At 69.2% G+C, this 23,519-nt stretch carries 20 protein-coding genes; 10 read left to right on the top strand and 10 right to left on the bottom strand.

Going from position 1 to position 23,519, the window contains the following annotated elements:
• The first annotated feature begins 25 nt into the window (after positions 1–25).
• The 9 genes from VGU03_RS06785 to VGU03_RS06745 all read left to right on the top strand — a co-directional run bounded on the left by VGU03_RS06785 (position 26) and on the right by VGU03_RS06745 (position 9,291).
• The gene (locus VGU03_RS06785; protein ID WP_327479628.1) at positions 26–622 is read left to right on the top strand and encodes a hypothetical protein; all 597 of its coding nucleotides are present in this window, start codon (positions 26–28) and stop codon (positions 620–622) included.
• Positions 622–1,182 carry a cob(I)yrinic acid a,c-diamide adenosyltransferase gene (locus tag VGU03_RS06780; RefSeq protein ID WP_327479627.1) on the top strand — a complete coding sequence of 187 codons (561 nt, stop codon included), beginning with the start codon at positions 622–624 and terminating at the stop codon, positions 1,180–1,182. The genes VGU03_RS06785 and VGU03_RS06780 overlap by 1 nt, the downstream gene beginning before the upstream one ends.
• A gap of 9 nt (positions 1,183–1,191) precedes the next feature.
• The gene (locus VGU03_RS06775; protein ID WP_327479626.1) at positions 1,192–2,112 is read left to right on the top strand and encodes a histone deacetylase family protein; all 921 of its coding nucleotides are present in this window, start codon (positions 1,192–1,194) and stop codon (positions 2,110–2,112) included.
• Positions 2,113–2,208: 96 nt separating this feature from the next.
• Positions 2,209–4,623: an LPS-assembly protein LptD gene (locus tag VGU03_RS06770; RefSeq protein WP_327479625.1), complete on the top strand. Its 2,415-nt coding sequence runs from the start codon at positions 2,209–2,211 to the stop codon at positions 4,621–4,623.
• A gap of 118 nt (positions 4,624–4,741) precedes the next feature.
• Positions 4,742–6,094 (top strand): peptidylprolyl isomerase, encoded by a 1,353-nt coding sequence (locus VGU03_RS06765; protein ID WP_327479624.1) that lies wholly within the window; start codon positions 4,742–4,744, stop codon positions 6,092–6,094.
• Between the two features lie 8 nt (positions 6,095–6,102).
• A complete protein-coding gene (pdxA, locus tag VGU03_RS06760; protein ID WP_327479623.1) occupies positions 6,103–7,125 on the top strand; it encodes a 4-hydroxythreonine-4-phosphate dehydrogenase PdxA in 1,023 nt (340 codons plus the stop codon).
• Between the two features lie 25 nt (positions 7,126–7,150).
• Complete coding sequence (gene rsmA, locus VGU03_RS06755) at positions 7,151–7,933, top strand: 16S rRNA (adenine(1518)-N(6)/adenine(1519)-N(6))-dimethyltransferase RsmA (protein WP_327479622.1); 783 nt, start codon at positions 7,151–7,153, stop codon at positions 7,931–7,933.
• Positions 7,934–7,979: 46 nt separating this feature from the next.
• Positions 7,980–8,363 (top strand): Co2+/Mg2+ efflux protein ApaG, encoded by a 384-nt coding sequence (apaG, locus tag VGU03_RS06750; protein ID WP_327479621.1) that lies wholly within the window; start codon positions 7,980–7,982, stop codon positions 8,361–8,363.
• Positions 8,364–8,439: 76 nt separating this feature from the next.
• Complete coding sequence (locus VGU03_RS06745) at positions 8,440–9,291, top strand: symmetrical bis(5'-nucleosyl)-tetraphosphatase (RefSeq protein WP_327479620.1); 852 nt, start codon at positions 8,440–8,442, stop codon at positions 9,289–9,291.
• 115 nt (positions 9,292–9,406) lie between these two features.
• Here VGU03_RS06745 and secA read toward each other — a convergent pair whose 3' ends face one another.
• Positions 9,407–12,121, bottom strand: a complete 2,715-nt coding sequence (gene secA / locus VGU03_RS06740) for a preprotein translocase subunit SecA (protein WP_327479619.1) — start codon at positions 12,119–12,121, stop codon at positions 9,407–9,409.
• Between the two features lie 273 nt (positions 12,122–12,394).
• Positions 12,395–13,324, bottom strand: coding sequence for a M23 family metallopeptidase (locus VGU03_RS06735; RefSeq protein ID WP_327479618.1), 930 nt, complete (start codon positions 13,322–13,324; stop codon positions 12,395–12,397).
• On the opposite strand from VGU03_RS06735, the gene VGU03_RS06730 reads away from it, so the two are divergent.
• Positions 13,262–13,828: a DciA family protein gene (locus VGU03_RS06730; RefSeq protein ID WP_414655946.1), complete on the top strand. Its 567-nt coding sequence runs from the start codon at positions 13,262–13,264 to the stop codon at positions 13,826–13,828. The two genes, VGU03_RS06735 and VGU03_RS06730, sit on opposite strands and share 63 nt — an antisense overlap.
• Before the next feature lie 218 nt (positions 13,829–14,046).
• Here VGU03_RS06730 and lpxC read toward each other — a convergent pair whose 3' ends face one another.
• From lpxC to ftsW, 8 genes are all read right to left on the bottom strand, one after another.
• A complete protein-coding gene (gene lpxC, locus VGU03_RS06725; RefSeq protein WP_291192632.1) occupies positions 14,047–14,961 on the bottom strand; it encodes a UDP-3-O-acyl-N-acetylglucosamine deacetylase in 915 nt (304 codons plus the stop codon).
• Between the two features lie 402 nt (positions 14,962–15,363).
• The gene (gene ftsZ / locus VGU03_RS06720) at positions 15,364–16,545 is read right to left on the bottom strand and encodes a cell division protein FtsZ (protein WP_327479617.1); all 1,182 of its coding nucleotides are present in this window, start codon (positions 16,543–16,545) and stop codon (positions 15,364–15,366) included.
• 113 nt (positions 16,546–16,658) lie between these two features.
• Positions 16,659–17,891: a cell division protein FtsA gene (gene ftsA, locus VGU03_RS06715; protein WP_327479616.1), complete on the bottom strand. Its 1,233-nt coding sequence runs from the start codon at positions 17,889–17,891 to the stop codon at positions 16,659–16,661.
• A gap of 10 nt (positions 17,892–17,901) precedes the next feature.
• Positions 17,902–18,636, bottom strand: a complete 735-nt coding sequence (locus VGU03_RS06710) for a cell division protein FtsQ/DivIB (protein WP_327479615.1) — start codon at positions 18,634–18,636, stop codon at positions 17,902–17,904.
• A complete protein-coding gene (locus VGU03_RS06705; RefSeq protein WP_327479740.1) occupies positions 18,633–19,757 on the bottom strand; it encodes a D-alanine--D-alanine ligase in 1,125 nt (374 codons plus the stop codon). Before VGU03_RS06705 ends, VGU03_RS06710 begins: the two co-directional genes overlap by 4 nt.
• Entirely contained in the window at positions 19,757–21,202 is a 1,446-nt protein-coding gene (murC, locus tag VGU03_RS06700) for a UDP-N-acetylmuramate--L-alanine ligase (RefSeq protein ID WP_327479614.1), read from the bottom strand. Before murC ends, VGU03_RS06705 begins: the two co-directional genes overlap by 1 nt.
• Positions 21,199–22,272: an undecaprenyldiphospho-muramoylpentapeptide beta-N-acetylglucosaminyltransferase gene (gene murG / locus VGU03_RS06695; RefSeq protein WP_327479613.1), complete on the bottom strand. Its 1,074-nt coding sequence runs from the start codon at positions 22,270–22,272 to the stop codon at positions 21,199–21,201. Before murG ends, murC begins: the two co-directional genes overlap by 4 nt.
• Entirely contained in the window at positions 22,269–23,516 is a 1,248-nt protein-coding gene (ftsW, locus tag VGU03_RS06690) for a putative lipid II flippase FtsW (RefSeq protein ID WP_327479612.1), read from the bottom strand. Before ftsW ends, murG begins: the two co-directional genes overlap by 4 nt.
• Between the last annotated feature and the right edge of the window lie 3 nt (positions 23,517–23,519).

Here is a 23,519-nt window from a genome sequence, read left to right as displayed (position 1 = left end):
CACGCCGCTGCATACGGAGCACCTCATGGCTATGACGCGAAACCAGCGCCTGGGCATCTTCCTGGCACTCGCCCTGTTGATGGCCATCACCCGCGGCGCGATCCGCTTCTACCATTTCGAGATCTTCCCCGATGCCAGCTGGGCGGTGTTCTTCCTGGCCGGCTTCTGGCTGCGCGGCGCCGGCCGCTGGGCCTTCCCGCTGCTGATGGCCGAGGCGGTGCTGGTGGATTACCTGGTGATCGCCGGCCAGGGCCTGAACTTCTGGAGCCACTACTGCGTGTCGCCGGCGTACTGGTTCCTGATCGCCGCCTACGGCGCGCTGTGGCTGGGCGGCAGCTGGCTGGCCCGGCGCGGGCAGCGCCTCACGCTGTCCACCCTGGGCCTGGCCGTGGCCGCGTTGCTGGTCAGCGAAGCGGTCTGCTTCATCGTTTCCAACGGCAGCTTTTACTGGCTGAGCAACAGCGTGCCGGCGCCGCGCAGCATGGGTGCATGGTTCGCCAACATGGGCGACTGGTACCTGCCGTTCCTCGGGGTGACCGCGATGTACGTCGGCCTGGGCGCGCTGCTGCAGGTGCTGGCGACCCAGCTGACGCGCGCGCTGGCTCACGCCCACGCGCGCTGATGGGCAATCGCCTCTCGAAGATCTACACCCGCACCGGCGACGACGGCAGCACCGGCCTGGGCGACGGCTCGCGGGTGCCCAAGGACTCGGCCCGCGTGGCCGCCTACGGCACGGTCGACGAGCTCAACAGCGCGATCGGCATGGTGCTAGCCTGCGAAGGCGTTCCGGCCGAGGTACGCGAAGCGCTGATCCAGGTGCAGCACGACCTGTTCGACCTCGGCGGCGAGCTGTGCATCCCCGGCATGGCGATGGTGCAGGACCGGGACATCGCGCGGCTGGAAAGCGTCCTGGACGCCCTCAACGAGCCGCTGCCGCCGCTGAAGGAATTCATCCTGCCCGGCGGCGGCATGGCCGCGGCCTGCGGCCACCTGGCGCGCACCGTGTGCCGGCGCGCCGAACGCGAGGTGATCGCGCTTGCGCGGGCGGAAACCGTGCGGCCGCAGCCGCAGCGCTACCTCAACCGGCTGTCGGATCTGTTGTTCGTGATCGCCCGCGTGCTCGCTCGTGCCGGCGGCCACGGCGAAGTGCTCTGGCAGCACGAACGGCGGCCCCGGGGCTAAAGGCCTCCCATGCTGCGGCTCTACACCCATCCGGCGTGTCTCGAGCATGATCCCGGCCGCGGCCATCCCGAATCACCCGCACGCCTGCAGGCGGTGCTGGCGGCGCTCGACCGCGACCGCTTCGCCCCGCTGGACCGGATCGAGTCGCCGCGGGCCAGCCGCGAGGCGCTGGAGCGCGTGCACGCGCCGGCGTACGTCGCGCGGATGCTGGCGAGCGCGCCCGCCACGGGCCTCGTGCAGCTGGACGAAGACACGTACCTGTCGCCGGGCTCGGCCGAGGCCGCGCTGCGCGCCGCCGGCGCGGTGGTGGCCGCGGTCGACGCGGTGCTCGACGCATCGGCCAGCCGCGCCTTTTGCGCGGTGCGTCCGCCGGGCCACCACGCGACGGCCGACCAGGCGATGGGCTTCTGCCTGTTCAACAACGTCGCCGTGGGCGCTGCGCACGCGTTGGCCGAGCGCGGCCTGGAGCGCGTGGCGATCGCCGATTTCGACGTCCACCACGGCAACGGCACGCAGGACATCTTCGCGCAGGAGCCGCGGGTGCTGTTCGTCTCCAGCCACCAGTGGCCGCTCTACCCAGGCAGCGGCGCCGCCGGGGAAACCGGCGTGGGCAACCTGGTCAACGCGCCGTTGCCGCCGGATACCGGCTCGCGGGCCTTCCGCCAGGTCTGGGAGGAGATGCTGCTGCCGCGTCTGCACGCCTTCGCGCCCCAACTGCTGCTGGTGTCCGCCGGCTTCGATGCGCACCGTGACGACCCGCTGGCGCAACTGCAACTGGAAGCCGACGACTACGCCTGGCTCACCGCCCGCCTGCTGGACGTGGCCCGCACGCACGCCGCCGGCCGCGTGGTCTCCACCCTCGAAGGCGGCTACGACCTCGGCGCCCTCGCCGCCTGCGCCGCCGCGCATGTCGGTGCGCTGATGGGCTGAACGGATCCGGTCGCCGGCGGGAGCGCCCGGGGCTTCCTGCCGGGCAGGCGGCCTTTCTGCTAGCTTTACGCGTCCCACCGACCGCCGACAGCCACCGTGACGCCGAGCCACTCCCCGCGCGCCTTGCCACCACGCCGCCTGCTCGCGGTCGCCGCAGCCATCGCCCTGTTCGGTGGGCCGGCCCAGGCCCACGCGGCACCCGCCAGGATGCACGCCAAGGCGGCCACGGACGAGGGCGTGCCCAGCTGCCCGCTCGGCGCGTTCCACTGTGCGCCCCGGCCTGAAAATTTTGCGATGTGCCACCCCAACGCCTTGCTGGAGTTCTACGACCCCACGCTCCCGCGCGATCCGACGCAACGCGAAACCTCCGACACCGACGTGCACGCCACCCATGTCGACAGTTCCAACCAGGCGGTCTACCGCCTCTCGGGCAACGTGCGCATCGCGCGCGCCGACCAGCTGCTGCGCGCCGACCGCGTCGACTACAACGACACCACCACCGACTACGACGCGCAGGGCAACGTGCGTTACCAGGAAGCCGGCGAGCTGCTCAGCGCCGACCGCCTGCGAGGGAACAACCAGGCCAGCCACGGCGTGGCCGACAACGTGCGCTACCAGCTGCTGCAGTCGCGCGGCAACGGCACCGCCGCGCGCGGCGAACTGCTCGACGCCCAGCACAGCCGCTACAACCAGGTCACCTATTCCACCTGCGACGTGGGCCACCACCTGTGGGAGGTGCGCGCGAAGGACCTGAAGATCGACAAGGCCAACGGCCGGGGCACCGCCCGTAACGCCACGATGCGCTTCGCCAACGTGCCGTTTCTGTACCTGCCGTGGTTTTCCTTTCCCATCGACCACCGGCGCCAGAGCGGCTTCCTCTACCCGACGTTCGGCGGCTCGAGCCGATCGGGCACGATGTTCTCGATCCCCTATTACCTCAACCTGGCGCCCAATTACGATGCCACGCTGGAGCCGCGCATCTACACCCAGCGCGGCACCGTACTGGCGGGCGAGTTCCGCTACCTGTTTCCGGGCACGGCCGGGCAGCTGAACGCCGAATACCTGCCCAACGACCACGGCCAGGACACCGAAAACAGCACGCCGACGCAGGGCCGCGACCGCTGGCTGCTCAAATACAGCGACTACACGCACCTGATCGGCCCGTGGTCGTTCGGCACGAGCATCAACCGCACCTCCGACCGCAACTACCTGCGCGATTTCGGCAACGACCTGTACACCTCGGCCATCGGCACGCTGGGCTCCAGCGCCTACGTCAGCGGCGGCGGCAACTGGTGGAACGCCTCCTTCGGCGCGGACAGCTACCAGAACGTCGATCCCTACCTGCCCGACACCGTGGTGCAGTACAAGCGCTGGCCGCGCGCCACGCTGGGGCTGGACCTGCCGATCAATCGCTGGCTCGAGTTCGGCGCGAACACCGAAGCGGTGGCCTTCCGCAAGGACGACGTGATCGAGGGCAAGCGGCTGGACCTGTATCCCTACCTGGCCGCCGACTTCCAGGGCGCCGCCTGGTTCGTGCGGCCGAAGCTGGCCTACCGCTACACCGCCTACCAGCTCGACGGCGACTACCAGCGCTATGGCTATGCCGGCCTGCTCGGCGGCACCGACGTCTCCCCGTTCGACCGGCGCTCGCCCAGCCGCGCACTGCCGATCGCCAGCCTCGACACCGGGCTGATCTTCGACCGCTCGACCTCGCTGTTCGGCACGTCCTACACGCAGACGCTGGAGCCGCGGCTCTACTACCTCTACGTGCCCTACCGCAACCAGAACGACCTGCCGCTGTTCGACACCACGCGCATGTCGTTCGACTACTGGCAGCTGTTCTCGCCCAACCAGTTCTCCGGCGCCGACCGCCAGATGAACGCGAACAACCTGACCGGCGCGCTCACCACCCGCCTGCTGGACGACAACGGCGTGGAGCGGCTGTCGGCCAGCTTCGGCCAGATCCGCTACTTCGCGCCGCAGCGCGTGCAGTTGCCCAACAGCAACACCACCACGGCGGCGCCGACCGACTGGACGCGTTCTGACTACGTGGCCCAGTTGGACATCCAGCTCAACGACCGCTGGCGCCTCAACAGCGCCTACCAGTGGAGCCCGAACACCCGCCAGACCGATCTGGGCACACTGGGCCTGCAACGGCGCATCGGCACCGACGGCATCTTCAATTTCTCCTACCGCTACCGCCGCGACCTGGTGGAGCAGTACGACAGCTCGATCGTCTACCCGGTTTCCGAACGCTGGCGGCTGCTGGGCCGCTGGGTCTATTCGGTGCGCGACCGGCGCACGGTGGAAGCGCTGGCCGGCGTCGAGTACGACAGCTGCTGCGTCGCGGTGCGGGTGGTCGGGCGCCATTACGTGGTCGCGGCCAGCCCCTTCACCGACCAGGGCCGCACCAACAACGCGGTCATGTTCGAACTGGTCTTCAAGGGCCTGGGCGCCTTCAACGGCCAGACCGAGGCCGTGTTGCGGCGTGGTATTCTTGGCTATCAATGACGGCGCGCCGCGAACTTTCCGGCGCCGTTGCGATCCACGGTTGTCAGCCGGTCCGCACCGGCGGCAAGGCACCGTCCCCTCCCACCATCGCCGTCCAGGCGATTGAAGGTTCCGACCGATGAAGCACCCTTCCGCGCTGCTCCTCCTCGCGCTCGTTGCGGCTACCGCCCTGCCTGCACAGGCCCAGCTCCTGCCGCAGTCGCAGGCCGGCGCCACGGCCTCCGGCACGCAGCCGCTGGACCGCATCGTGGCCGTGGTCGACGAGAACGTGATCCTGCAGAGCGAACTGGACGATGCGGTCCGCTCGGTCAAGCAGCAGTACGCCAGCAGCCCCGGCCAGCTGCCGCCGGACGACGTGCTCGATCGCCAGGTGCTCGACCGGCTGATCCTGATGAAGCTGCAGGTGGCCAAGGCCGACGACCAGGGCATCCGCGTTTCCAGCGCCGACATCGACCAGGCGGTGTCCGCGGTCGCCCAGCAGAACCACATGAGCCCCGAGCAGCTGCAGCAGGCGGTCGAACAGAGCGGGCAGGGCTTCGCCGCCTTCCGCAGCCAGCTGGCCGACCAGCTGGTGGTGCAGCGCCTGCACGACAGCGTGGTGCGCGACCAGGTCAACATCACCGACAGCGAGATCAACAACCTGCTCGCCAGTCCGGCCTACAAGGCCGGCGAGGTGCACCTGGCGCACATCCAGATCTCGATTCCCGCCGGCGGCGGCGCGGCCGACATCCAGGCCGCCCAGGCCAAGGCGCAGCAGGCGCTCGATGCGATCAAGGGCGGCATGGATTTCCATGCCGCGGCGATACGCTATTCCGACGCCCAGGACGCGCTCGAGGGCGGCGACCTGGGCTGGCGCAAGGTGGACGAGATCCCGCCGGCGTTCGCCGACACCATCGCCGGCATGAAGCCCGGCCAGGTCAGCGCCGCGCTGCGCGGTCCCACCGGCTTCCACATCCTCAAGCTGATCGACCAGCGTGCCCCGGGCCGCCAGGTGGTGACCGAGTACCACGCGCGGCAGATCCTGATCCGTCCGACCGAGCTGGTCACGGCCGAGCAGGCGCACCAGAAGGCGCAGGACCTGTACAACCGCATCGTCGACAAACACGAGGACTTCGCCAAGCTGGCGAAGGAGAACTCCAAGGACCCGACCACCGCCAACGCCGGCGGCGACATGGGCTGGTTCCAGCGCGACCAGTGGGGCAGCACGGTCGCCCAGCAACTGGCGCAGCTCAAGGACGGCGAGGTTTCCCAGCCGTTCCAGAGCGAAGCGGGCTGGCACATCATCCAGCTCGAGGGCACGCGCAAGAGCGACGTGACCGAGGAATCCGAGCGCAACCAGGCGCGCCAGGCGATCGGCAACCGCAAGGCCGAGCAGGCCTACGAAGACTTCCTGCGTCAGCTGCGCTCGGACGCCTACATCGACATCCTGGTGCCCGCGTTGAAGGACCCGGACGCGCGGGCCAACAGCTGAGCGACCCCTTGCACGCCGGCCTGCCGCGACTGGCCCTGACCGCCGGCGAGCCGGCGGGCGTCGGTCCGGAGCTGCTGGTGCGCCTGGCCGCCATGCCGCTGGCGGCCGGGACCGTGGCCATCACCGACCGCAACCTGCTGCAGCGCGCCGCGCAGCGTTGCGGCGTGGCGATCGCCCTGCACGAGGACGACGGCCGGCCGCGCCCGCACGAGCCTGGCAGCCTGCGCGTGCGGCACGTACCGCTCGCGGTGGAAGAGCGTCCTGGGCATCCCGACCCGCGCAATGCGCACCACGTGCTCGCCACGCTCGCCGAGGCGGCCGACGGTTGCCAGGCCGGCCGCTACGCCGCGGTGGTCACCGCGCCCTTGCAGAAGGCAACGATCAACGACGCGGGCATTCCCTTCAGCGGCCACACCGAGTTCTTCGCGCAGCGCGCGGGCGCCGACGTGGTCATGATGCTGGCCAGCCCCGAGCTCCGCGTGGCGCTGGCGACCACGCACCTGCCCCTGCGGGCCGTGGCCGACGCGGTCACCGCCGACGCACTGGAGCGCACGCTGGCCATTGTGCACGGCGAACTGCAGCGCAAGTTCGGCCTGGCGCGACCGCGCATCGCCGTGCTCGGCCTCAACCCGCACGCCGGCGAAGGCGGCCACCTCGGCCACGAGGAGCGCGACGTGATCGAACCGGTGTTGGCGCGGCTGCGCGGGCACGGCATGCAACTGCTGGGGCCACTGCCCGCCGATACCGCCTTCGTCCCCGCCATGCGGGAGCGCTACGACGCGGTGCTGGCGATGTACCACGACCAGGCGCTGCCGGTGCTCAAGAGCGAAGCGTTCGACCGCACCGTCAACCTCACCCTGGGCCTGCCCTTCATCCGCACGTCGGTCGACCACGGCACCGCGCTGGACCTGGCCGGCACCGGCCGCGCGGATCCGTCGAGCCTGGTCGCGGCGGCCCGCATGGCCATCGACCTTGTTGCGCGCAGCGCCACAACGCCCCTTTCTCCCCTCCGGGGAGAGGGCAAGGGTTGAGGGCCAAGGCTTGCGAGAAACTCCCATGAACGCCCGCCCCAAGAAAAGCTTCGGCCAGCACTTCCTCCACGAGAAGCGCTACATCGAGCGCATCGTCAGCGCCATCGCGCCCCGGCCGGACGACCGCGTGGTCGAGATCGGCCCGGGCGAGGGTGCGCTCACCTTGCCGCTGCTCGCTGCCGCCGGGCGGCTTACGGCCATCGAGCTGGACACCGACCTCATTCCCGATCTTGCCGCGCGCGCCGCCGGCGTGGGCGCACTGGAAATCGTCCACGCCGACGTGCTCAAGGTGGACCTCACGTCGCTGGCGCAGGACCTGGGCGCGCCGCGCGTGCGCCTGGCCGGCAACCTGCCCTACTACATCTCCAGCCCGATCCTGTTCCATTGCGTCGACCACGCCGCGGCGATCGAAGACATGCACTTCATGCTGCAGAAAGAAGTGGTCGACCGCATGGCGGCCGAACCGGGCAGCAAGGTGTACGGCCGGCTGTCGGTGATGTTGCAGCTGGCCTGCCGCGTGGAACCGCTGTTCACCGTGCCGCCCGGCGCCTTCCGCCCGCCGCCGAAGGTCGATTCGGCGGTGGTGCGCCTGGTGCCGCTGCCGCCGCACGAGCGCCACGACGCTGATCCTCAGCGCTTGTACGCGATCGTGAAGGCCGCCTTCGCGCAGCGTCGCAAGACGCTCTCGAACGGCCTCAAGACCTTGCTCGACAGCGCCGCGATCGCCAGTGCGGGCGTCGATCCGAAGGCGCGCGCAGAAACGCTCGCGCCGCAGGACTTCGTACGCCTGGCCAAGCTTCCCGCCTGAGGCGCGCGTGCACGCGCTGGCCGGCGCCAGGCCGTACAATCGGCGGATGAATCCCAAACCTTCCTACACGATCGACGTGCAGGTCGAAAGCCGCTTCGTCCCCGATCAGTCCAAGCCGCACGACAACCGCTACGTATTCGCCTACACCGTGACGCTGCACAACGCCGGCGACGTGGCGGCGCGCCTGCTCACCCGCCACTGGGTGATCACCGATGCCAACGGCAAGGTGGAAGAAGTACGCGGCGAAGGCGTGGTCGGCGAGCAGCCCTGGCTGCGGCCAGGCGATCGCTATCAGTACAGTTCCGGCGCCGTGCTCGACACCATCGTCGGCACCATGCAAGGCAGTTACCAGATGCTCGCCGACGACGGCACGCGCTTCGAGGCGCCGATCGCGCCGTTCACGCTGTCCATACCGCGCACCTTGCACTGATGATGGCTGGCACAACCGAGGGTTCGCCTCCGATGGCCCGGCTCTGGATGCACCAGCTCCCAATGGACACGTTCTGATGGCGACATATGCAATCGGCGACGTGCAAGGCTGCTATCCGGAGCTCTCGCGCCTGCTCGACAAGCTGCGTTTCGACCCGGCGCGCGACCAGCTCTGGTTCTGCGGCGACCTGGTCAACCGCGGCGGCCAGTCGCTCGAGACGCTGCGGTTGATCCATCGCCTGCGCGAGAACGTGGTGGTCACGCTGGGCAACCACGACCTGAGCCTGTTGGCGATCGCCCAGCGCAAGCCCGATGCGCAATCGCGGGTCAATCCGGAGTTGCGCGAGGTGCTGTTCGCCGACGATGCGCCCGTGCTGTTCGAATGGCTGCGCAGCCAGAAGCTGATGCACTACGACGAGGCGCTCGGCTGGGGCATGGTGCACGCTGGACTGGCGCCGTCGTGGACGCTGCGCCAGGCGCTGCGCGCGGCGCAGGAGGTGGAGCGCGAGCTGTCCAGCCCGCGGCATCCGCGCCTGCTCCGGAACCTGTTCGGCAACCGCCCGGCGGCCTGGTCGAGCCGGCTGCAGGGAGTCGAGCGCTTCCGCGCCTCGATCAACACGATGACGCGGATGCGCTACTGCGACGTCAACGGCCGCATCGACTTCGAAGCCAAGGGGACGCCCGGCACGCAGAAGCCGGGGCTCTATCCCTGGTTCGCCGTACCCGGCATGCGCCGGCGCGAAGTGAACATGGTCTGCGGGCACTGGTCCGCGCTCGGCCGCTTCGCCGGGCTGGGCGTCTATGCCATCGACACCGGCTGCGTGTGGGGCGGCCAGCTCACCGCGCTGCGGGTGGACGACGAGGAGCCGCAGTACGTCACGGTGAACGCGGAACCGCATCGCAAGCGGCAGCCGGGCGGCGGGGACTGAGCTTCGGCGCTTCCCTTTGCCGGAGGCGCTCGTCAGGCTTCGAGACGCCCCCGACAGGGCTCGCCGCGAAGCCCTCGTCCCGATCCTCTCCCGGCGGAGAGGATCGGAAGCGGCATCAGGCCAATTGGCCGTGGCAGTGCTTGTACTTCTTGCCCGAACCGCAGGGGCAGGGATCGTTGCGGCCGATCTTGGCGCCTTCGTGCTGCACCGTGCCGCCGGCAGCGGGCGGCGTTTCCGCGCCGAGCGCATTGACCGGCGCACCGCCGCCACTGGCGAGCATCTGCTGCTGCAGGCGCGCGGCCAGGCGCTGCTGCTCGGCCTCCATCGCGGCCACTTCCTCCTCGCTGCGGATGCGGATGCGCGCGAGCATCTGCACCACTTCATGCTTGATGCGCTCGAGCATGTCCGAGAACAGCTCGAACGACTCGCGCTTGAACGCCTGCTTGGGATCCTGCTGGGCGTAGCCGCGCAGGTAGATGCCCTGGCGCAGGTAGTCCATGCTGGCCAGGTGTTCCTTCCAGGCGTTGTCCACCACGCTCAGCATGACGTGCTTCTCGAGCTGGCGCATGGTGTCGGCGCCGATCTGCGCCTCCTTCTCGGCGAACGCCTTGTCCATCGCCTCGCGCACGTGCTCACGGATGGCCTGGGCATCCAGCTCCTGCTGCTGCTCGACCCAGGCCTTCAGGCCCGTGGTGACGCCGAACTCGCTTTCCAGCGCACGCTCCAGCCCGGGAATGTCCCACTGGTCGTCGATGCTGTCCGGCGGCACGTGGCGGTGCACGATGGCCTCGACCACGTCCTCGCGGATGTCGGCGATGGTGGCCGAAACGTCCTCGCCCTCCAGCAGTTCGTCGCGCTGGCGGTAGATCACCTTGCGCTGGTCGTTGGCGACGTCGTCGAACTCGAGCAGGTGCTTGCGGATGTCGAAGTTGTGCTGCTCGACCTTGCGCTGGGCCTTCTCGATCTGGCGGCTGATCATGCGCTCCTCGAGCGGATCGTCCTCCTTCATGCCGAAGCGCTTCATCCAGCGCACCAGGCCCTCGCCGCCAAAGATGCGCAGCAGGTTGTCCTCTAGCGCCAGGTAAAAGCGCGAGGAGCCCGGGTCGCCCTGGCGGCCGGAGCGGCCGCGCAGCTGGTTGTCGATGCGCCGCGATTCGTGCCGCTCGGTGCCGACGATATGCAGGCCGCCGGCGGCGATGACCTGCTCGTGACGCTTCTTCCATTCGCTCTTGACGCGCTGGCGGTCGACCTCGGAGGCGTCCGCCGGCAGCGCGGCGAGCGCGGCCTCCAGGCTGCCGCCGAGCACGATATCGGTACCGCGGCCGGCCATGTTGGTGGCGATCGTCACCGAGCCGGGCGCGCCGGCCTGCGCCACGATCTGCGCCTCGCGCTCGTGCTGCTTGGCGTTGAGCACCTCGTGCGGCACCTTGGCCTTGGTCAGCAGCTCGGACAGCAGTTCGGAAACCTCGATCGAGGTGGTGCCGACCAGCACCGGCTGGCCGCGCTTGTGGCAGTCCTTGATGTCCTCGATCACCGCGCGGTACTTGGCCGCCTGGCTCAGGAACACGATGTCCAGGTTGTCCTTGCGGATCATCGGCTTGTGGGTGGGGATAACCACCACTTCCAGGCCGTAGATGGTCTGGAACTCGTACGCCTCGGTGTCGGCCGTGCCGGTCATGCCGGCCAGCTTCTTGTACATGCGGAACAGGTTCTGGAAGGTCACCGTCGCCAGCGTCTGGTTCTCACGCTGGATCGGCACGCCTTCCTTCGCCTCGACCGCCTGGTGCAGGCCGTCGGACCAGCGGCGACCGGCCAGGGTACGGCCGGTGAACTCGTCGACGATGATGACTTCGCCGTCGCGCACGATGTAGTCGACGTCGCGCTGATAGATGCCGTTGGCGCGCAGCGCGGCGTTGAGATGGTGCACCACCGCCAGGTTCTTCGGGTCGTACAGGCCGCTTTCGGCCTCGATCACGCCGGCCTTGCGCAGCAGCTCCTCGGCGTGCGCCATGCCCTCCTCGGACAGGTGCACCTGCTTCTGCTTTTCGTCGACCCAGTAATCGCCGGCGGCGTCCTCGGCCTGCTGGCGCACCATGTGCGGCACGATCTTGTTCACCGCCATGTAGAGCTGCGGGGAATCCTCGGCCGGGCCGGAGATGATCAGCGGCGTGCGCGCCTCGTCGATCAGGATCGAGTCGACTTCGTCGACGATCGCGTAGTTGAGGCCGCGCTGGTAGCGCTGTTCCTTCGACAGCGCCATGTTGTCGCGCAGGTAGTCGAAGCCGAACTCGTTGTTGGTGCCGTAGGTGATGTCGGCGGCATAGGCGGCGTGCTTGTCGCCGTGGTCCATGCCCGGGTACACCACGCCCACGGACAGGCCCAGGAAGTTGTAGAGCTTGCCCATCTGCGCCGAGTCGCGGCGGGCCAGATAGTCGTTCACGGTGACCACGTGCACGCCCTTGCCTTCCAGCGCATTGAGATACACCGGCAAGGTGCCCACCAGCGTCTTGCCTTCGCCGGTGCGCATTTCGGCGATCTTGCCCATGTGCAGCACCATGCCGCCGATCAGCTGCACGTCGTAGTGGCGCATGCCGAGCACGCGCTTGGCGCCTTCGCGAACCACGGCAAAGGCTTCCGGCAGCAGCTTGTCCAGCGTTTCGCCCGCTGCAACGCGCTGCTTGAACTCGTCGGTCTTGGCGCGCAGTGCCGCGTCTTCCAGCTTCTCGAATTCGGGCTCCAGCGCATTGATGCGCGCCACGGTCTTGGAAAGCTGGCGCAGGACGCGCTCGTTGCGGCTGCCGAACAGGCTGGTCAGGGCACGATTGAACATCGATCTTCCGTCGTTGGAGGCTCAAGGCCCGCGGGGGCCACGGGCGAAAGGAGGCATGTTACTACAGGCGCCTCAGCCGACCGGGATGGCGGCAGGGCGTGGGGGATTCAAGGTGGAGCGCGGCGTTTTGTGGAGCGCCGCACCGGCCCGGCCCCGCTCGGGGAAAGGCCTTTGGCGGCGGCCCCAGGAACACCGAGCGCACGAGCCCCGCCCTCCCCCGACCCGCCGGCCAGAGGGGAAGCCGCGCAGCTTGGAAACTCGGACCAGGGGCGCCTAGCGGTGGCTCTTTACGTAAGCCAGCGGATTGACCACGCGGCCCTTGTACCAGACCTCGAAATGCACGTGCGGGCCGGTGGAGCGCCCGGTGGAACCGGCCAGGGACAGCACCTCGCCCACGTGCACGCGCTGCCCGGGCCGCACCAGCAGCTTGCTGTTGTGCGCGTAGCGGGTCATGTAGCCATTGCCGTGGTCGATCTCGACCACCTTTCCGTAGCCGCTGCGCTCGCCCGCGTAGGTGACCATGCCCTCGGCGACCGCATGGACGGACGAACCGAACGGCACGGCGATGTCCAGCCCGGTGTGGCGTGCGCCGTGGCCGTCGAACGGATCCGGGCGCACGCCGAAATAGGAGGAAATGTAGCCCGAAGCCGGCATGCCGGTAGGCTTGAGGTTGGAGTCGATCTTGGCGTCCAGCAACAGGCTCTGCAGCGCGGACAGCTGCGCCTGCTGGGCGTCGAACTGGCTGGCGAGCTGGTCGATGCTGGCATCCAGCCTCGGCGGCAAGCCATAGGCGCTGCCGGTGGCGTCCTCGATGCCGCCGACCGCGGGCGGCTGGTCGAAATTGAATTCCTCTGGATCGAGCTTGCCCACTTCGGTCAGCCGCTCGCCCAGGGCATTGAGCCGGGTGGACTGCGCCTCGAGCTGGCCGAGCTTGACGGCCAGCGCATCGAGTTCGCGCTGGGAATCCTTGCGCACGCCCGCCAGTTGGGCGTCCTGCTGGTGGACTTGCTGCTGCAGCTGGCGGATCTGCGCCAGCGCGCGGTCGTGCGGACTGGCAATGGTGAGCGCCACCGCCGCGCCGAGCACGCCACACCCGATCACCGCCGCCGCAGCCATGCCCGCCAGCCGCCAGCGCAGCCGATGCTGGCCGAGATCGAAGGTTTTGGGCACTTTCCTGGAGCGGGATACGAGTATGATCTGCATTGTTTTTCTTCCGATGCCGGCACCATGCAGCGCGCCGATCCCCCCGCTTCCCGCCGACCTGACCGTGGTCCCAGACCACTGGCCGAATGCGGTTCGTTCGCCTCGCTGGCCAGGAAGGCCGGTGAACTGGAAGCGTTGGATCGTGCCCTGCGCCAGACGCTGCCGACACCTTTGCGCGAGCAGGTACGGTTCGCCCACCTGCGCAACGGCCGCCTCGCCTTTCTGGCGTCCTCACCGGCCTGGGCGGCACGCCTGCGCCTGATGCAGACGCAGATACTCGCCACCGCCCGTGCCATCGGCACGAGCGCCAGTTCGGTCACCGTGAAAGTGGCTCCCCCCCTACCGGCCGCAACGGAGCCGGATCGGTCAAAACCGCTTTCGCCTGCCGCAGCCACTCATCTCAAGGCTGCTGCAGCCTCCATCACAGACCCGGAACTGAAGGGACTGTTCCTCGATCTGGCGTCCATTGCCGAAACTGCTGGATTCCCGGTCGCCAAGGACTAGCAGGCGCGGGGCCCGTGTCTTCGCGAAGGCGCCCCGGCGGGCACCGCTTCCCCTGACCGCCTCATGGCGGTGGGAGGTTTTATAGCACGGAGGAAGGGCAGGTACACCCTGCAACGTCGCCAGAGCGTGAAGCCAAGCGTATCGGGCAGGCGGTCCTGGTCACAGAAACGAAGAAGGCCGCCTTGACGGCGGCCTTCTTCCAGCGTTCCGGCGACGGCTTAGATGGCCTGGGCCGGATGCGCGTAGGAGATCGGCGAAACGGCCGGATCGTCCTGGTAGACCACCTCTTCCCACGCGGTGGGATCGGCGATCAGCGTGCGCAGCAGCTTGTTGTTGAGCTCATGGCCCGACTTGTGCGCGTGATAGGCGCCGATCAGGCTGTGGCCGAGGAGGTAAAGGTCGCCGATGGCGTCCAGGATCTTGTGCTTGACGAACTCGTCCTCGTAGCGCAGGCCATCCTCGTTGAGCACGCGGTAGTCATCCAGCACCACGGCGTTGTCCATCGAACCGCCCAGGGCGAGGTTGTGCTCGCGCAGCATCTCGATGTCGCGCATGAAACCGAAGGTACGCGCGCGGCTGACTTCCTTGACGAAGGAGGTCGTCGAGAAGTCGATCTCGGCGCGGGAGGTGCGCTTGGAGATGATCGGGTGGTTGAACTCGATCGAGAAGCCGACCTTGAAGCCTTCGAACGGCTCGAAGCTGGCCCACTTGTCGCCTTCCTGCACCTTCACCGGCTTCTTGATGCGAATGAAGCGCTTGGCGGCGTTCTGCTCCTCGATCCCGGCCGACTGCAGCAGGAATACGAAGGGACCCGCGCTGCCGTCCATGATCGGCACTTCCGGGGCGGACAGCTCGACGTAGGCGTTGTCGATGCCGAGGCCCGCCATGGCGGACAGCAGGTGCTCGACCGTGGAGACGCGCACGTCGCCCTTGACCAAGGTGGTGGACAGGCGCGTGTCGCCCACGCAATCGGGGCGCGCGTGGATGTCGACCGGGGGATTGAGGTCCGTGCGCCGGAACACGATGCCCGTGTTCGGTGCGGCGGGACGCAAGGTCATGTAGACCTTGTCGCCGGTGTGCAGACCCACGCCGGTCGCACGAATGATGTTCTTGAGCGTACGCTGCTTGATCATTTTTTATTGGTACCAGTGTGGGCAGCAGCCAATCAGGGGACCGATGCTAACACAGTCTTAACTAGCCGCGATAGCAAACCGTACCGTACAGTCTGGTCGCCTCTTTAGATTTCCTTCATTTGTGACCGTCGTCACGAGGCGGCGCAATCCCCGGTTTCTCAAGCAGTTACCGCGACACGTCCCCTGCGCCGGGAGGACGGGTACCCGGCGCAAGGGGACGGACAGGCCGACGGCTCCGTGCCGGCCGGTGCGCGCGCCGGTCCCGGCGCGCTGTCTTCACTTCGGAATCATCGACCGTCGCGGCAGTCCGCACCGGGCATTGCCTGCCCGGGACGCATCATGCTCTGACCGGCTGATCTGGCGATTCGTTCAATCTTCGCAAGCGTCTCCTTGGAAATTCGCTCAATCGGCCTGACGGCGCAGGAAGGCCGGGATGTCCAGGTAGTCGAAACCCGCATCATTGCCCTTGGCTGGCGGCTCCGCCCGGGTATGGCTGCTGACCACTTCCGGGGCGGCGTAATCGACCACTTCGTTGCCGGTGCCGGTGCGCAGCACCACCGGGCGCGGGCGCTGGCGCATCTCCACCTGCTGGGTGGCGACCGGACGCGCCGGCTGGCGGGCGGCTGCGGCTCGGTTCAGGCCGGTGGCGACCACGGTTACGCGCACGTCGTCCTGCATCTCCGGATCGAGCGAGGTGCCGATCACCACGGTGGCGTCTTCGCTGGCGAAGTCGTGGATCACGCGGCCGATCTCGTCGAATTCGCGCATGGTCAGGTTCGGGCCGGCGGTGACGTTCACCAGGATGCCGCAAGCGCCGTTCAGGTTGACGTCCTCCAGCAGCGGGTTGTTGATCGCCGCCTCGGCCGCGGCCTGCGCACGGTCGTCGCCGCGGGCGGTGCCCGAGCCCATCATCGCCATGCCCATCTCGGACATGACCGTGCGCACGTCGGCGAAGTCGACGTTGATCAGACCTGGCGCGGTGATCAGGTCGGCGATGCCCTGCACGGCGCCCTGCAGCACGTCGTTGGCCGCCTTGAAGGCGTTCAGCAGGGTCACTTCACGGCCGAGCACCGAGAGCAGCTTCTCGTTCGGCACGGTGATCAGCGAATCCACGTGCTGGGAGAGGTCCTCGATGCCCTTGAGCGCCACCTGCATGCGGCGGCGACCCTCGAACGGGAACGGCTTGGTGACCACCGCCACGGTGAGGATGCCTTTCTCCTTGGCCAACTGCGCCACCACCGGGGCGGCGCCGGTGCCGGTGCCGCCGCCCATGCCGGCGGTGATGAACACCATGTCCGCGCCCTCGAGCATTTCCTCGATGCGCTCGCGGTCCTCCAGCGCAGCCTGGCGGCCGACTTCCGGATTGGCGCCGGCGCCCAGCCCCTTGGTGACGTTGCCGCCGAGCTGCAGGTGGGTGCGCGAGCCGCAGTTCTTCATCGCCTGCGCGTCGGTGTTGGCGACGACGAATTCGACGCCCTCGATGTTGGCGTTGAGCATGTGCGCCACGGCGTTGCCGCCGCCGCCGCCCACGCCGATGACCTTGATGACCGCGTTGGGTGCCAGTTTTTCGATCAGTTCAAACATTTCCCGTCCTCCGTAGAGCTTCGTTGTCGTTGTAACCGCGGGTCCGGCGTCCTGCCTGGCCTTCGGTGGTGGGCGAACCTCCATTCTCCCGCGGTGGCGCTCCGCGCCGCCGCTTAGAAATTCTTGGTGATCCAGCCGCGCAGCTTGTCGACCAGCCCGCCGACGCTGCCGCCGACCGGGTGCGCGACGCGCACGCCGCCGGCGCGCGCGCCGTGCAGCAGCAGGCCCACCCCGGTCGAATGCAGCGGGTTGGCGACCACCTCGCCCAGGCCGGTCACGTGCTGCGGCACGCCGATGCGCACCATCTTGTGGAAGATCTCCTCGGCCAGCTCGAGCGCGCCCTCCATCCGCGAGGCGCCGCCGGTCAGCACCACGCCGGCGGCGATCAGGCTGTCGTAGCCGGAGCGGCGCAGCTCGTCCTGCACCATCTCGAAGATCTCCTCGTAGCGCGCCTGCACGCTCTGCGCGAGCGACTGGCGGGCCAGCCGGCGCGGCGGGCGGTCGCCGACGCTGGGCACCTGGATGGTTTCCTCGGCGTGGGCCAGTTGCGCCAGCGCGCAGGCGTACTTGATCTTGATCTCTTCGGCATGCGCGGTCGGCGTGTGCACGCCGTAGGCGATGTCGTTGGTGACTTGGTCGCCGCCGACCGGCAGCGACTTGGTGTAGCGGACCGAGCCCTGCGTGTAGATGGCGATGTCGGTGGTGCCGGCGCCGATGTCGACCAGGCACACGCCGAGCTCGCGTTCGTCGTCCGTGAGCACCGCCTTGGCGCTGGCCACCGCCGACGGCACCAGCTCGTCCACCGCCAGGCCGCAGCGCTGGATGCACTTGGTGATGTTCTGCACCGCCGCCGCGGCGCCGGTGACCAGGTGCACCGAGGCTTCCAGCCGCACGCCGCTCATGCCGACCGGCGAGCGGATGCCGTCCTGGCCGTCGATGCGGTATTCCTGCGACTCCTTGTAGAGCACCTTGCGGTCGGCCGGGATCGCCACCGCGCTGGCCGCCTCCAGCACCTGCTCCAGGTCGCCGGGGGTGACCTCGCGGTCGCGGATCGCCGCGGTGCCGTGCGAGTTCTTGGTCTCCAGGTGGCTGCCGGAGATCGAGGCGAACACCGAGCGGATGTCGCAGCCGGCCATCAGTTCCGCTTCTTCCACCGCGCGCTGGATCGAGTGCACGGTGGACTCGATGTCGACCACCGAACCGCGCTTCATGCCGCGCGAGACGTGCGAGCCGATGCCGATCACCTCGATCGGTTCGCCCGGCTCGTATTCGCCGACGATGGCGGTCACCTTGTGGGTGCCGATGTCCAGGCCGACGACCAGTTGCTTGTCGTTGCGCGTCTTCATAGGGTCATGCTCATGTACGGGGCGCGCCCGCGGCGGGTGCGCTGGCGGCAGCTGGCCAGCGCACGGCGAAACCGTTGGTGTAGCGGAGGTCGACGTAGGCGAAGGCGTCGGCATGGCCGGCCACCACCTGCGGGTAGACGTCCAGGAAGCGTCGCAGCCGCTTGCCGGCCTGGGCGCGGTCGCCCAGCACGATCTGCGCGCCGCTGGCGGCGGTCAGGCTCCAGCTGCCGCGCTCGGTGAGCGCCGCGCCGGTTATCTTCAGCGAGGTGCCGGCGAAGGCCTTGAGCGCCTCGGCATAGAAGCCGACCACTTCGGGCATCTGCGCATCCGGTCCGCGCAGGTCCGGCAAGGCGGCGTTGGCGGCCGCGTCCGGCGCGTCGAACAGCACGCCCTGGCGGCTGATCAGCCGCTTGTCGTTCCAGCGCGCGAAGGGCTGGCGCTCGTAGATGCGCAGGATCAGCGTGTCCGGCCAGCGCTTGCGCGCCTCGACCGATTCCACCCACGGCAGCGCCGCCACCGCCTGCTGCACGGCATCCAGGTTCAGCGCGAAGAAGCCGTGGCCCAGGCGCGGGCGCACTGCGTCGCGGATCTGTTCGGCGCTGACGTGCTTGAACTCGGCCTGCACGGTCAGCTGCGTCACCGGCCAACGGTCGGCCGCGAACCAGCCGCGCAGCACGCCGACGACCGGCAGCGCGACCAGCGCGACGGCCAGGCACCAGGCGACGAGGCGGATGGCGCCTTTCACAGGGTGCCCCCGTCGGGATCGCCCGGGGAACGGGCAGCGTCGGGCAAACGCTCTGCGCTGGGCACGGATGAACCATCCGAAGCGCGGTTGGCGGCGTCACTGGACCTGCATGTTCCCCGTTCCCCGTTCCCGGTTCCCTGCTCCTTGAAACTCGTCTCCAGCACCCGCCAGCACACTTCCTCGTAGTCGATGCCGGCGGCCTTGGCCGCCTTGGGCACCAGCGAGTGCGAGGTCATGCCCGGCGCGGTGTTCACTTCGAGCAGGAAGTTGCGGCCGCTACGGTCGCGCATGACGTCAACGCGGCCCCAGCCGTGGCAGCCCAGCGCGTCGAAGGCCTCGAGCGCCAGCGCGCGCAGTTCGTCCTCGGCCGCACCCTCGAGTCCCGGGCAGAGGTACTGGGTGTCCTCGGCGACGTACTTGGCGTTGTAGTCGTAGAACGCGCCCTTGGGCACGATGTGGATCGAAGGCAGCACCTGGCGGCCGAGGATGGCGACGGTCATCTCCTCGCCCTCGATCAGGGTTTCCATCAGCAGGTCGCCCGGGTAGCGCGCGGCAAGTGCCACGGCGCTGTCCAGCTGGCCTTCCTCGAACACGCGGGTGACGCCCACGCTGGAACCCTCGCAGGCCGGCTTGACGATCAGCGGGAAACCCACCTGCCTGGCGGCCGCGTGGATGGCGGCCGCGCCCGAGCCGCGAGCCAAGGCGACGAACTTCGGCGTAGGCAAGCCGAGCGATTGCCACACGCGCTTGGAGCGCACCTTGTCCATCGACAGCGCGGAGCCGAGCACGCCCGAGCCGGTGTAGGGCACGTTGAGCGACTCCAGCGCACCCTGCAGCACGCCGTCCTCGCCGCCGCCGTGCTGGCCGTGCAGGATGTTGAACACGCGCGCGAAGTGGCCGGCGCGCAGCGCGTCCAGCAAGGCCGGGATGCCGTCGATGGCGTGCGCGTCGACGCCGCGGCCCGTGAGCGCCGCCAGCACGTTGCGGCCGGAGTCCAGCGACACCTCGCGCTCGGCGGAGCTGCCGCCCATCACCACGGCCACGCGGCCGAACTGCGCAGGGTCGGTGATACGCGGCGCGCCGGGATTTACGATTCGGGATTCGGGATTCGTAGCGGCCATCATTCGGCCCCTCTGGTCTTGAGTTGGCCGGCCTGCGCGATCTCCACCGCCGCTGCGCCGATGTCGCCGGCGCCGAGCAGCAGCAGTAGATCACCGTCGCGCAGCAGCGTCGGCAGGGTGTCCTTGAAGTCGCGCGGATGCTCGATCAGCACCGGGTCGACCTTGCCGCGCGCTCGCACGGCGCGGGCCAGCGCGCGGCCGTCGGCACCGGCGATCGGCGCTTCGCCGGCCGGGTAGACGTCGGTGAGCACCAGCACGTCCGCTTCGGCCAGCACGTTGGCGAAATCGTCCAGCAGATCACGCGTGCGGCTGTAGCGATGCGGCTGGAAGCCGACCACCAGGCGGCGCTCCGGCCAGCCGCCGCGGGCCGCCGCGAACACGGCGGCCAGCTCGCGCGGATGGTGGCCGTAGTCGTCCACCAGCAGCACGCTGCCCTGCTCCAGCGCAAGCTCGCCGCGGCGGTGGAAGCGCCGTCCCACGCCCTGGAAATTCTCCAGCGCGCGCGCGATCGCCTCGGCGCCGACGCCCAACTGCCAGCCGATGGTGGCGGCCGCCAACGCATTCAACACGTTGTGCCGGCCCGGCAGGTTGAGCGTCACCGGCAGCGGCTCGGCGCGATTGGGCAGATGCAGGTCGAAGCGCATCTGGAAGCCGTCCTGGCGCACGTTGGCCGCACGCACGTCGGCGTCGGCGGCGGCGATGCCGTAGGTCATCACGCGGCGCGTGGTGTCCTTGGCCAGCTTCGCCACTTCCTCGTCGTCGACGCACAGCACGGCCAGGCCGTAGAACGGCAGGCGGTGCAGGAAATCGGCGAAGGCCTTCTTCACCTGCGCGAAGTCGCCGCCGTAATTCTCCAGGTGATCGGCGTCGATGTTGGTGACCGCCGCGATCACCGGCGAGAGCAGCAGGAACGAGCCGTCGGATTCGTCCGCCTCGGCCACCAGGTACTGGCCGGTGCCCAACCGCGCGTTGGCGCCGGCCGCGTTGAGCTGGCCGCCGATCACGAAGGTCGGATCGTAGTTGGCCTCGGCCAGCACGCTGGCGACCAGGCTGGTGGTGGTGGTCTTGCCGTGCGTGCCGGCGATGGCGACACCGCGGCGGAAGCGCATCAATTCGCCCAGCATCTCCGCGCGCGGGATCACTGGGATGCGCGCGGCCCGCGCGGCGACGAGCTCGGGATTGTCCTGGCGGATCGCGCTGGAGGTCACCACCACGTCCGCATCGCCCACGTGCGCGGCCTCGTGGCCAACGTGCACGACGATGCCGAGCGCCGCCAGCCTCTGCGCCGTGGGCGAGTTGGCCTTGTCCGAGCCGGACACGGCATAGCCCAAGTTGTGCAGCACCTCGGCGATGCCGCTCATGCCCACGCCGCCGATGCCGATGAAGTGCACGCGGCGGAAGGTGCTCATGAGGTCTTCGTGCGCGAGCAGGCGGCGCGGGGTCATGCGGCCACCTCCAGGCAAGCGCGTGCGATGGTCTGCGCCGCGTCCGGCTTGGCCTGCGTGCGCGCAGCCTCGGCCATCGCGGTCAGCTGGCGGCGGTCGGCGAGCAGCGCGGCGAGGCGCTGCGCGAGTTGCTGTACGTCCAAATCACGTTCCTGGATCAGTTCGGCGGCGCCGGCCTGCACCAGCGCCTGCGCGTTGCCGGTCTGGTGGTCGTCCACCGCGTGGGGGAACGGCACCAGCACGGCGCCCAGGCCCGCGGCGGTGAGCTCGGCGATGGTCAATGCGCCGGCGCGGCACACGGCGAGGTCAGCCCAACCGTAGGCGGCGGCCATGTCCTCGATGAAGGGCAGCACGTCGGCCTCGACGCCGGCCTGCGCGTAGGCCTGGCGCGTCTCGTCCAGGCCGCGTGCGCCGCATTGGTGGCGCACGGCGGGGCGTTGTTCGGACGGCATCAGGGCAAGCGCCCGGGGCAGCGCCAGATTCAGCGCGCGCGCGCCGAGGCTGCCGCCCAGCACCAGCAAGCGCGGCCGGTCGGCACGGGCGGCGAAACGCTCGGCAGGAGCCGGCAACGCGGCGATGCTCGCGCGCACCGGATTGCCGACCCATTCGCCGTTGGGCAAGGCATCGGCGAAGCCGGCCAGCACGCGCTTGGCGAAACCGGCCAGTTTGCGGTTGGTGTAGCCGGCCACGCGGTTCTGCTCGTGTACCAGCAGCGGCGTGCCGGTCAGCCGCGCGGCGACGCCGCCGGGGCCGGCCACGTAGCCGCCCATCGACAGCACGCTGCGCGGACGCACGCGGCGCAGCACGCGCAGCGAGGCGACGAGCGCGCGCGCCAGCATCAGCGGCGCCAGCAGGCGCGTCTTCCAGCCCTTGCCGCGCAGGCCGCCGACCGCAACGGTGTGCAGTTCCAGACCATGCGCCGGCACCACCCGCGTCTCCATGCCGCCGGCCGCGCCCAGCCAGGCCACCGGCACGCCCTGCGCGCGCAGCACGTCGGCCACCGCCAGGCCGGGGAAGATGTGGCCGCCGGTGCCGCCGGCCATGATCAGCACGGGACGGTTCGCGCTCATGCCGCCACCGCCTCGCGCTCGCGCGGCGGCGCCGCCGCCGCCGCGTTCGCGTCCGCCACGGCGATGGCCGGCATGCGCGTAGCCATCTGGCGCGCATCCAGCGCGCGGTTGATCTCGAAGGTGGCCCGCAGCAAGACGCCGGCCATGGCGCAGGTCAGCAGCACCGAGGAACCGCCCGAGCTGATCAGCGGCAGGGTCAGGCCCTTGGTCGGCAGCGCGCCGAGGTTCACGCCGATCGACACCATCGCCTGCAGGCCGAGCATCAGGGAGATGCCGAAGGCGACGTAGCCGGCGAAGCGCTGCCCCACCTCCACGCCTTTCAGGCCCAGGTACAGGCCGCGCCCGACCGCGAGCGCGAACAGCCCGACCACCAGCAGGATGCCGGCCAGCCCGAGTTCCTCGCCGATCACCGCCAGGATGAAGTCGGTGTGCGCCTCGGGCAGGTAGGAAAGCTTGAGCACGCTCGAGCCCAGCCCCACGCCGGTCCACTCGCCGCGGCCGATCGCCATCAGCGACTGGGTGAGCTGGAAGCCGTCGTTGAACGGATCCTTCCACGGGTCCATGAACGAGGTCAGCCGCTTCATGCGGTAGCTCTCGCTGGTGGCGGCGATCGCCAAGAGCGGCATCAGCGGCAGGCCCATCAGCATCAGGTAGAGCGGACGCGCGCCACCCAGCCAGACCATGCCGATGGTGACCGCGATCACCAGCGTGGCCGAACCGAAGTCCGGCTGCGCCAACAGCAGCAGCACGATGACGCCGGCCACCAGCACCGGCCGCAGCAGGCCCCAGAATTTGGTTTCCACGCTTTCGCGGTGGCGCACCAGGAAGCTCGCCACGTACACCACCAGGATCAGCTTGACCGCCTCGACCGGCTGGAAGCTCAGCACGATCAGGTTGAGCCAGCGCCGCGCACCGTTGATACGCATCCCCAGGTGCGGCACGAACACCGCCAGCAGCATGGCGACGCCGAGGATCAGCAAGGGGAAGGCGTACTTCTCGACCTGCTTGAGTTCGGTGCGCATGGCCGCGCCGGCCAGCAGCAACCCGAGCGCCAGGTAGAACAGGTGCTTCTTGAGGTAATAGAACGCGCCGATGTGCTGGCTGTCGGCCACGGCGATGGAGCTGGAGGTGACCATCACCACGCCCATGCTGGCCAAGCCGACGAGCGCGACCAGGAGCGGCAGGTCGAAGCTGCCGCGCGGCCCGTGCCGCTTGATCGCCTGGCTGGAACCGAAGCCGAACATGGG

Source organism: Frateuria sp. (assembly GCF_035944355.1).
Lineage (GTDB): Bacteria > Pseudomonadota > Gammaproteobacteria > Xanthomonadales > Rhodanobacteraceae > Frateuria_A.
The sequence above is the reverse complement of the archived record's forward strand: the minus strand, read 5'-3'. Positions and strand labels throughout refer to the sequence as shown.

Coding starts and splice junctions, on each gene's coding strand:
- VGU03_RS06785 (WP_327479628.1), top strand. CDS start 26: ATGGCTATGACGCGAAACCAGCGCCTGGGCATCTTCCTGGCACTCGCC.
- VGU03_RS06780 (WP_327479627.1), top strand. CDS start 622: ATGGGCAATCGCCTCTCGAAGATCTACACCCGCACCGGCGACGACGGC.
- VGU03_RS06775 (WP_327479626.1), top strand. CDS start 1,192: ATGCTGCGGCTCTACACCCATCCGGCGTGTCTCGAGCATGATCCCGGC.
- VGU03_RS06765 (WP_327479624.1), top strand. CDS start 4,742: ATGAAGCACCCTTCCGCGCTGCTCCTCCTCGCGCTCGTTGCGGCTACC.
- rsmA (WP_327479622.1), top strand. CDS start 7,151: ATGAACGCCCGCCCCAAGAAAAGCTTCGGCCAGCACTTCCTCCACGAG.
- apaG (WP_327479621.1), top strand. CDS start 7,980: ATGAATCCCAAACCTTCCTACACGATCGACGTGCAGGTCGAAAGCCGC.
- VGU03_RS06745 (WP_327479620.1), top strand. CDS start 8,440: ATGGCGACATATGCAATCGGCGACGTGCAAGGCTGCTATCCGGAGCTC.
- secA (WP_327479619.1), bottom strand. CDS start 12,121: ATGTTCAATCGTGCCCTGACCAGCCTGTTCGGCAGCCGCAACGAGCGC.
- VGU03_RS06730 (WP_414655946.1), top strand. CDS start 13,262: ATGCTGGCCGAGATCGAAGGTTTTGGGCACTTTCCTGGAGCGGGATAC.
- VGU03_RS06735 (WP_327479618.1), bottom strand. CDS start 13,324: ATGCAGATCATACTCGTATCCCGCTCCAGGAAAGTGCCCAAAACCTTC.
- lpxC (WP_291192632.1), bottom strand. CDS start 14,961: ATGATCAAGCAGCGTACGCTCAAGAACATCATTCGTGCGACCGGCGTG.
- ftsZ (WP_327479617.1), bottom strand. CDS start 16,545: ATGTTTGAACTGATCGAAAAACTGGCACCCAACGCGGTCATCAAGGTC.
- ftsA (WP_327479616.1), bottom strand. CDS start 17,891: ATGAAGACGCGCAACGACAAGCAACTGGTCGTCGGCCTGGACATCGGC.
- VGU03_RS06705 (WP_327479740.1), bottom strand. CDS start 19,757: ATGGCCGCTACGAATCCCGAATCCCGAATCGTAAATCCCGGCGCGCCG.
- murC (WP_327479614.1), bottom strand. CDS start 21,202: ATGACCCCGCGCCGCCTGCTCGCGCACGAAGACCTCATGAGCACCTTC.
- murG (WP_327479613.1), bottom strand. CDS start 22,272: ATGAGCGCGAACCGTCCCGTGCTGATCATGGCCGGCGGCACCGGCGGC.
- ftsW (WP_327479612.1), bottom strand. CDS start 23,516: ATGTTCGGCTTCGGTTCCAGCCAGGCGATCAAGCGGCACGGGCCGCGC.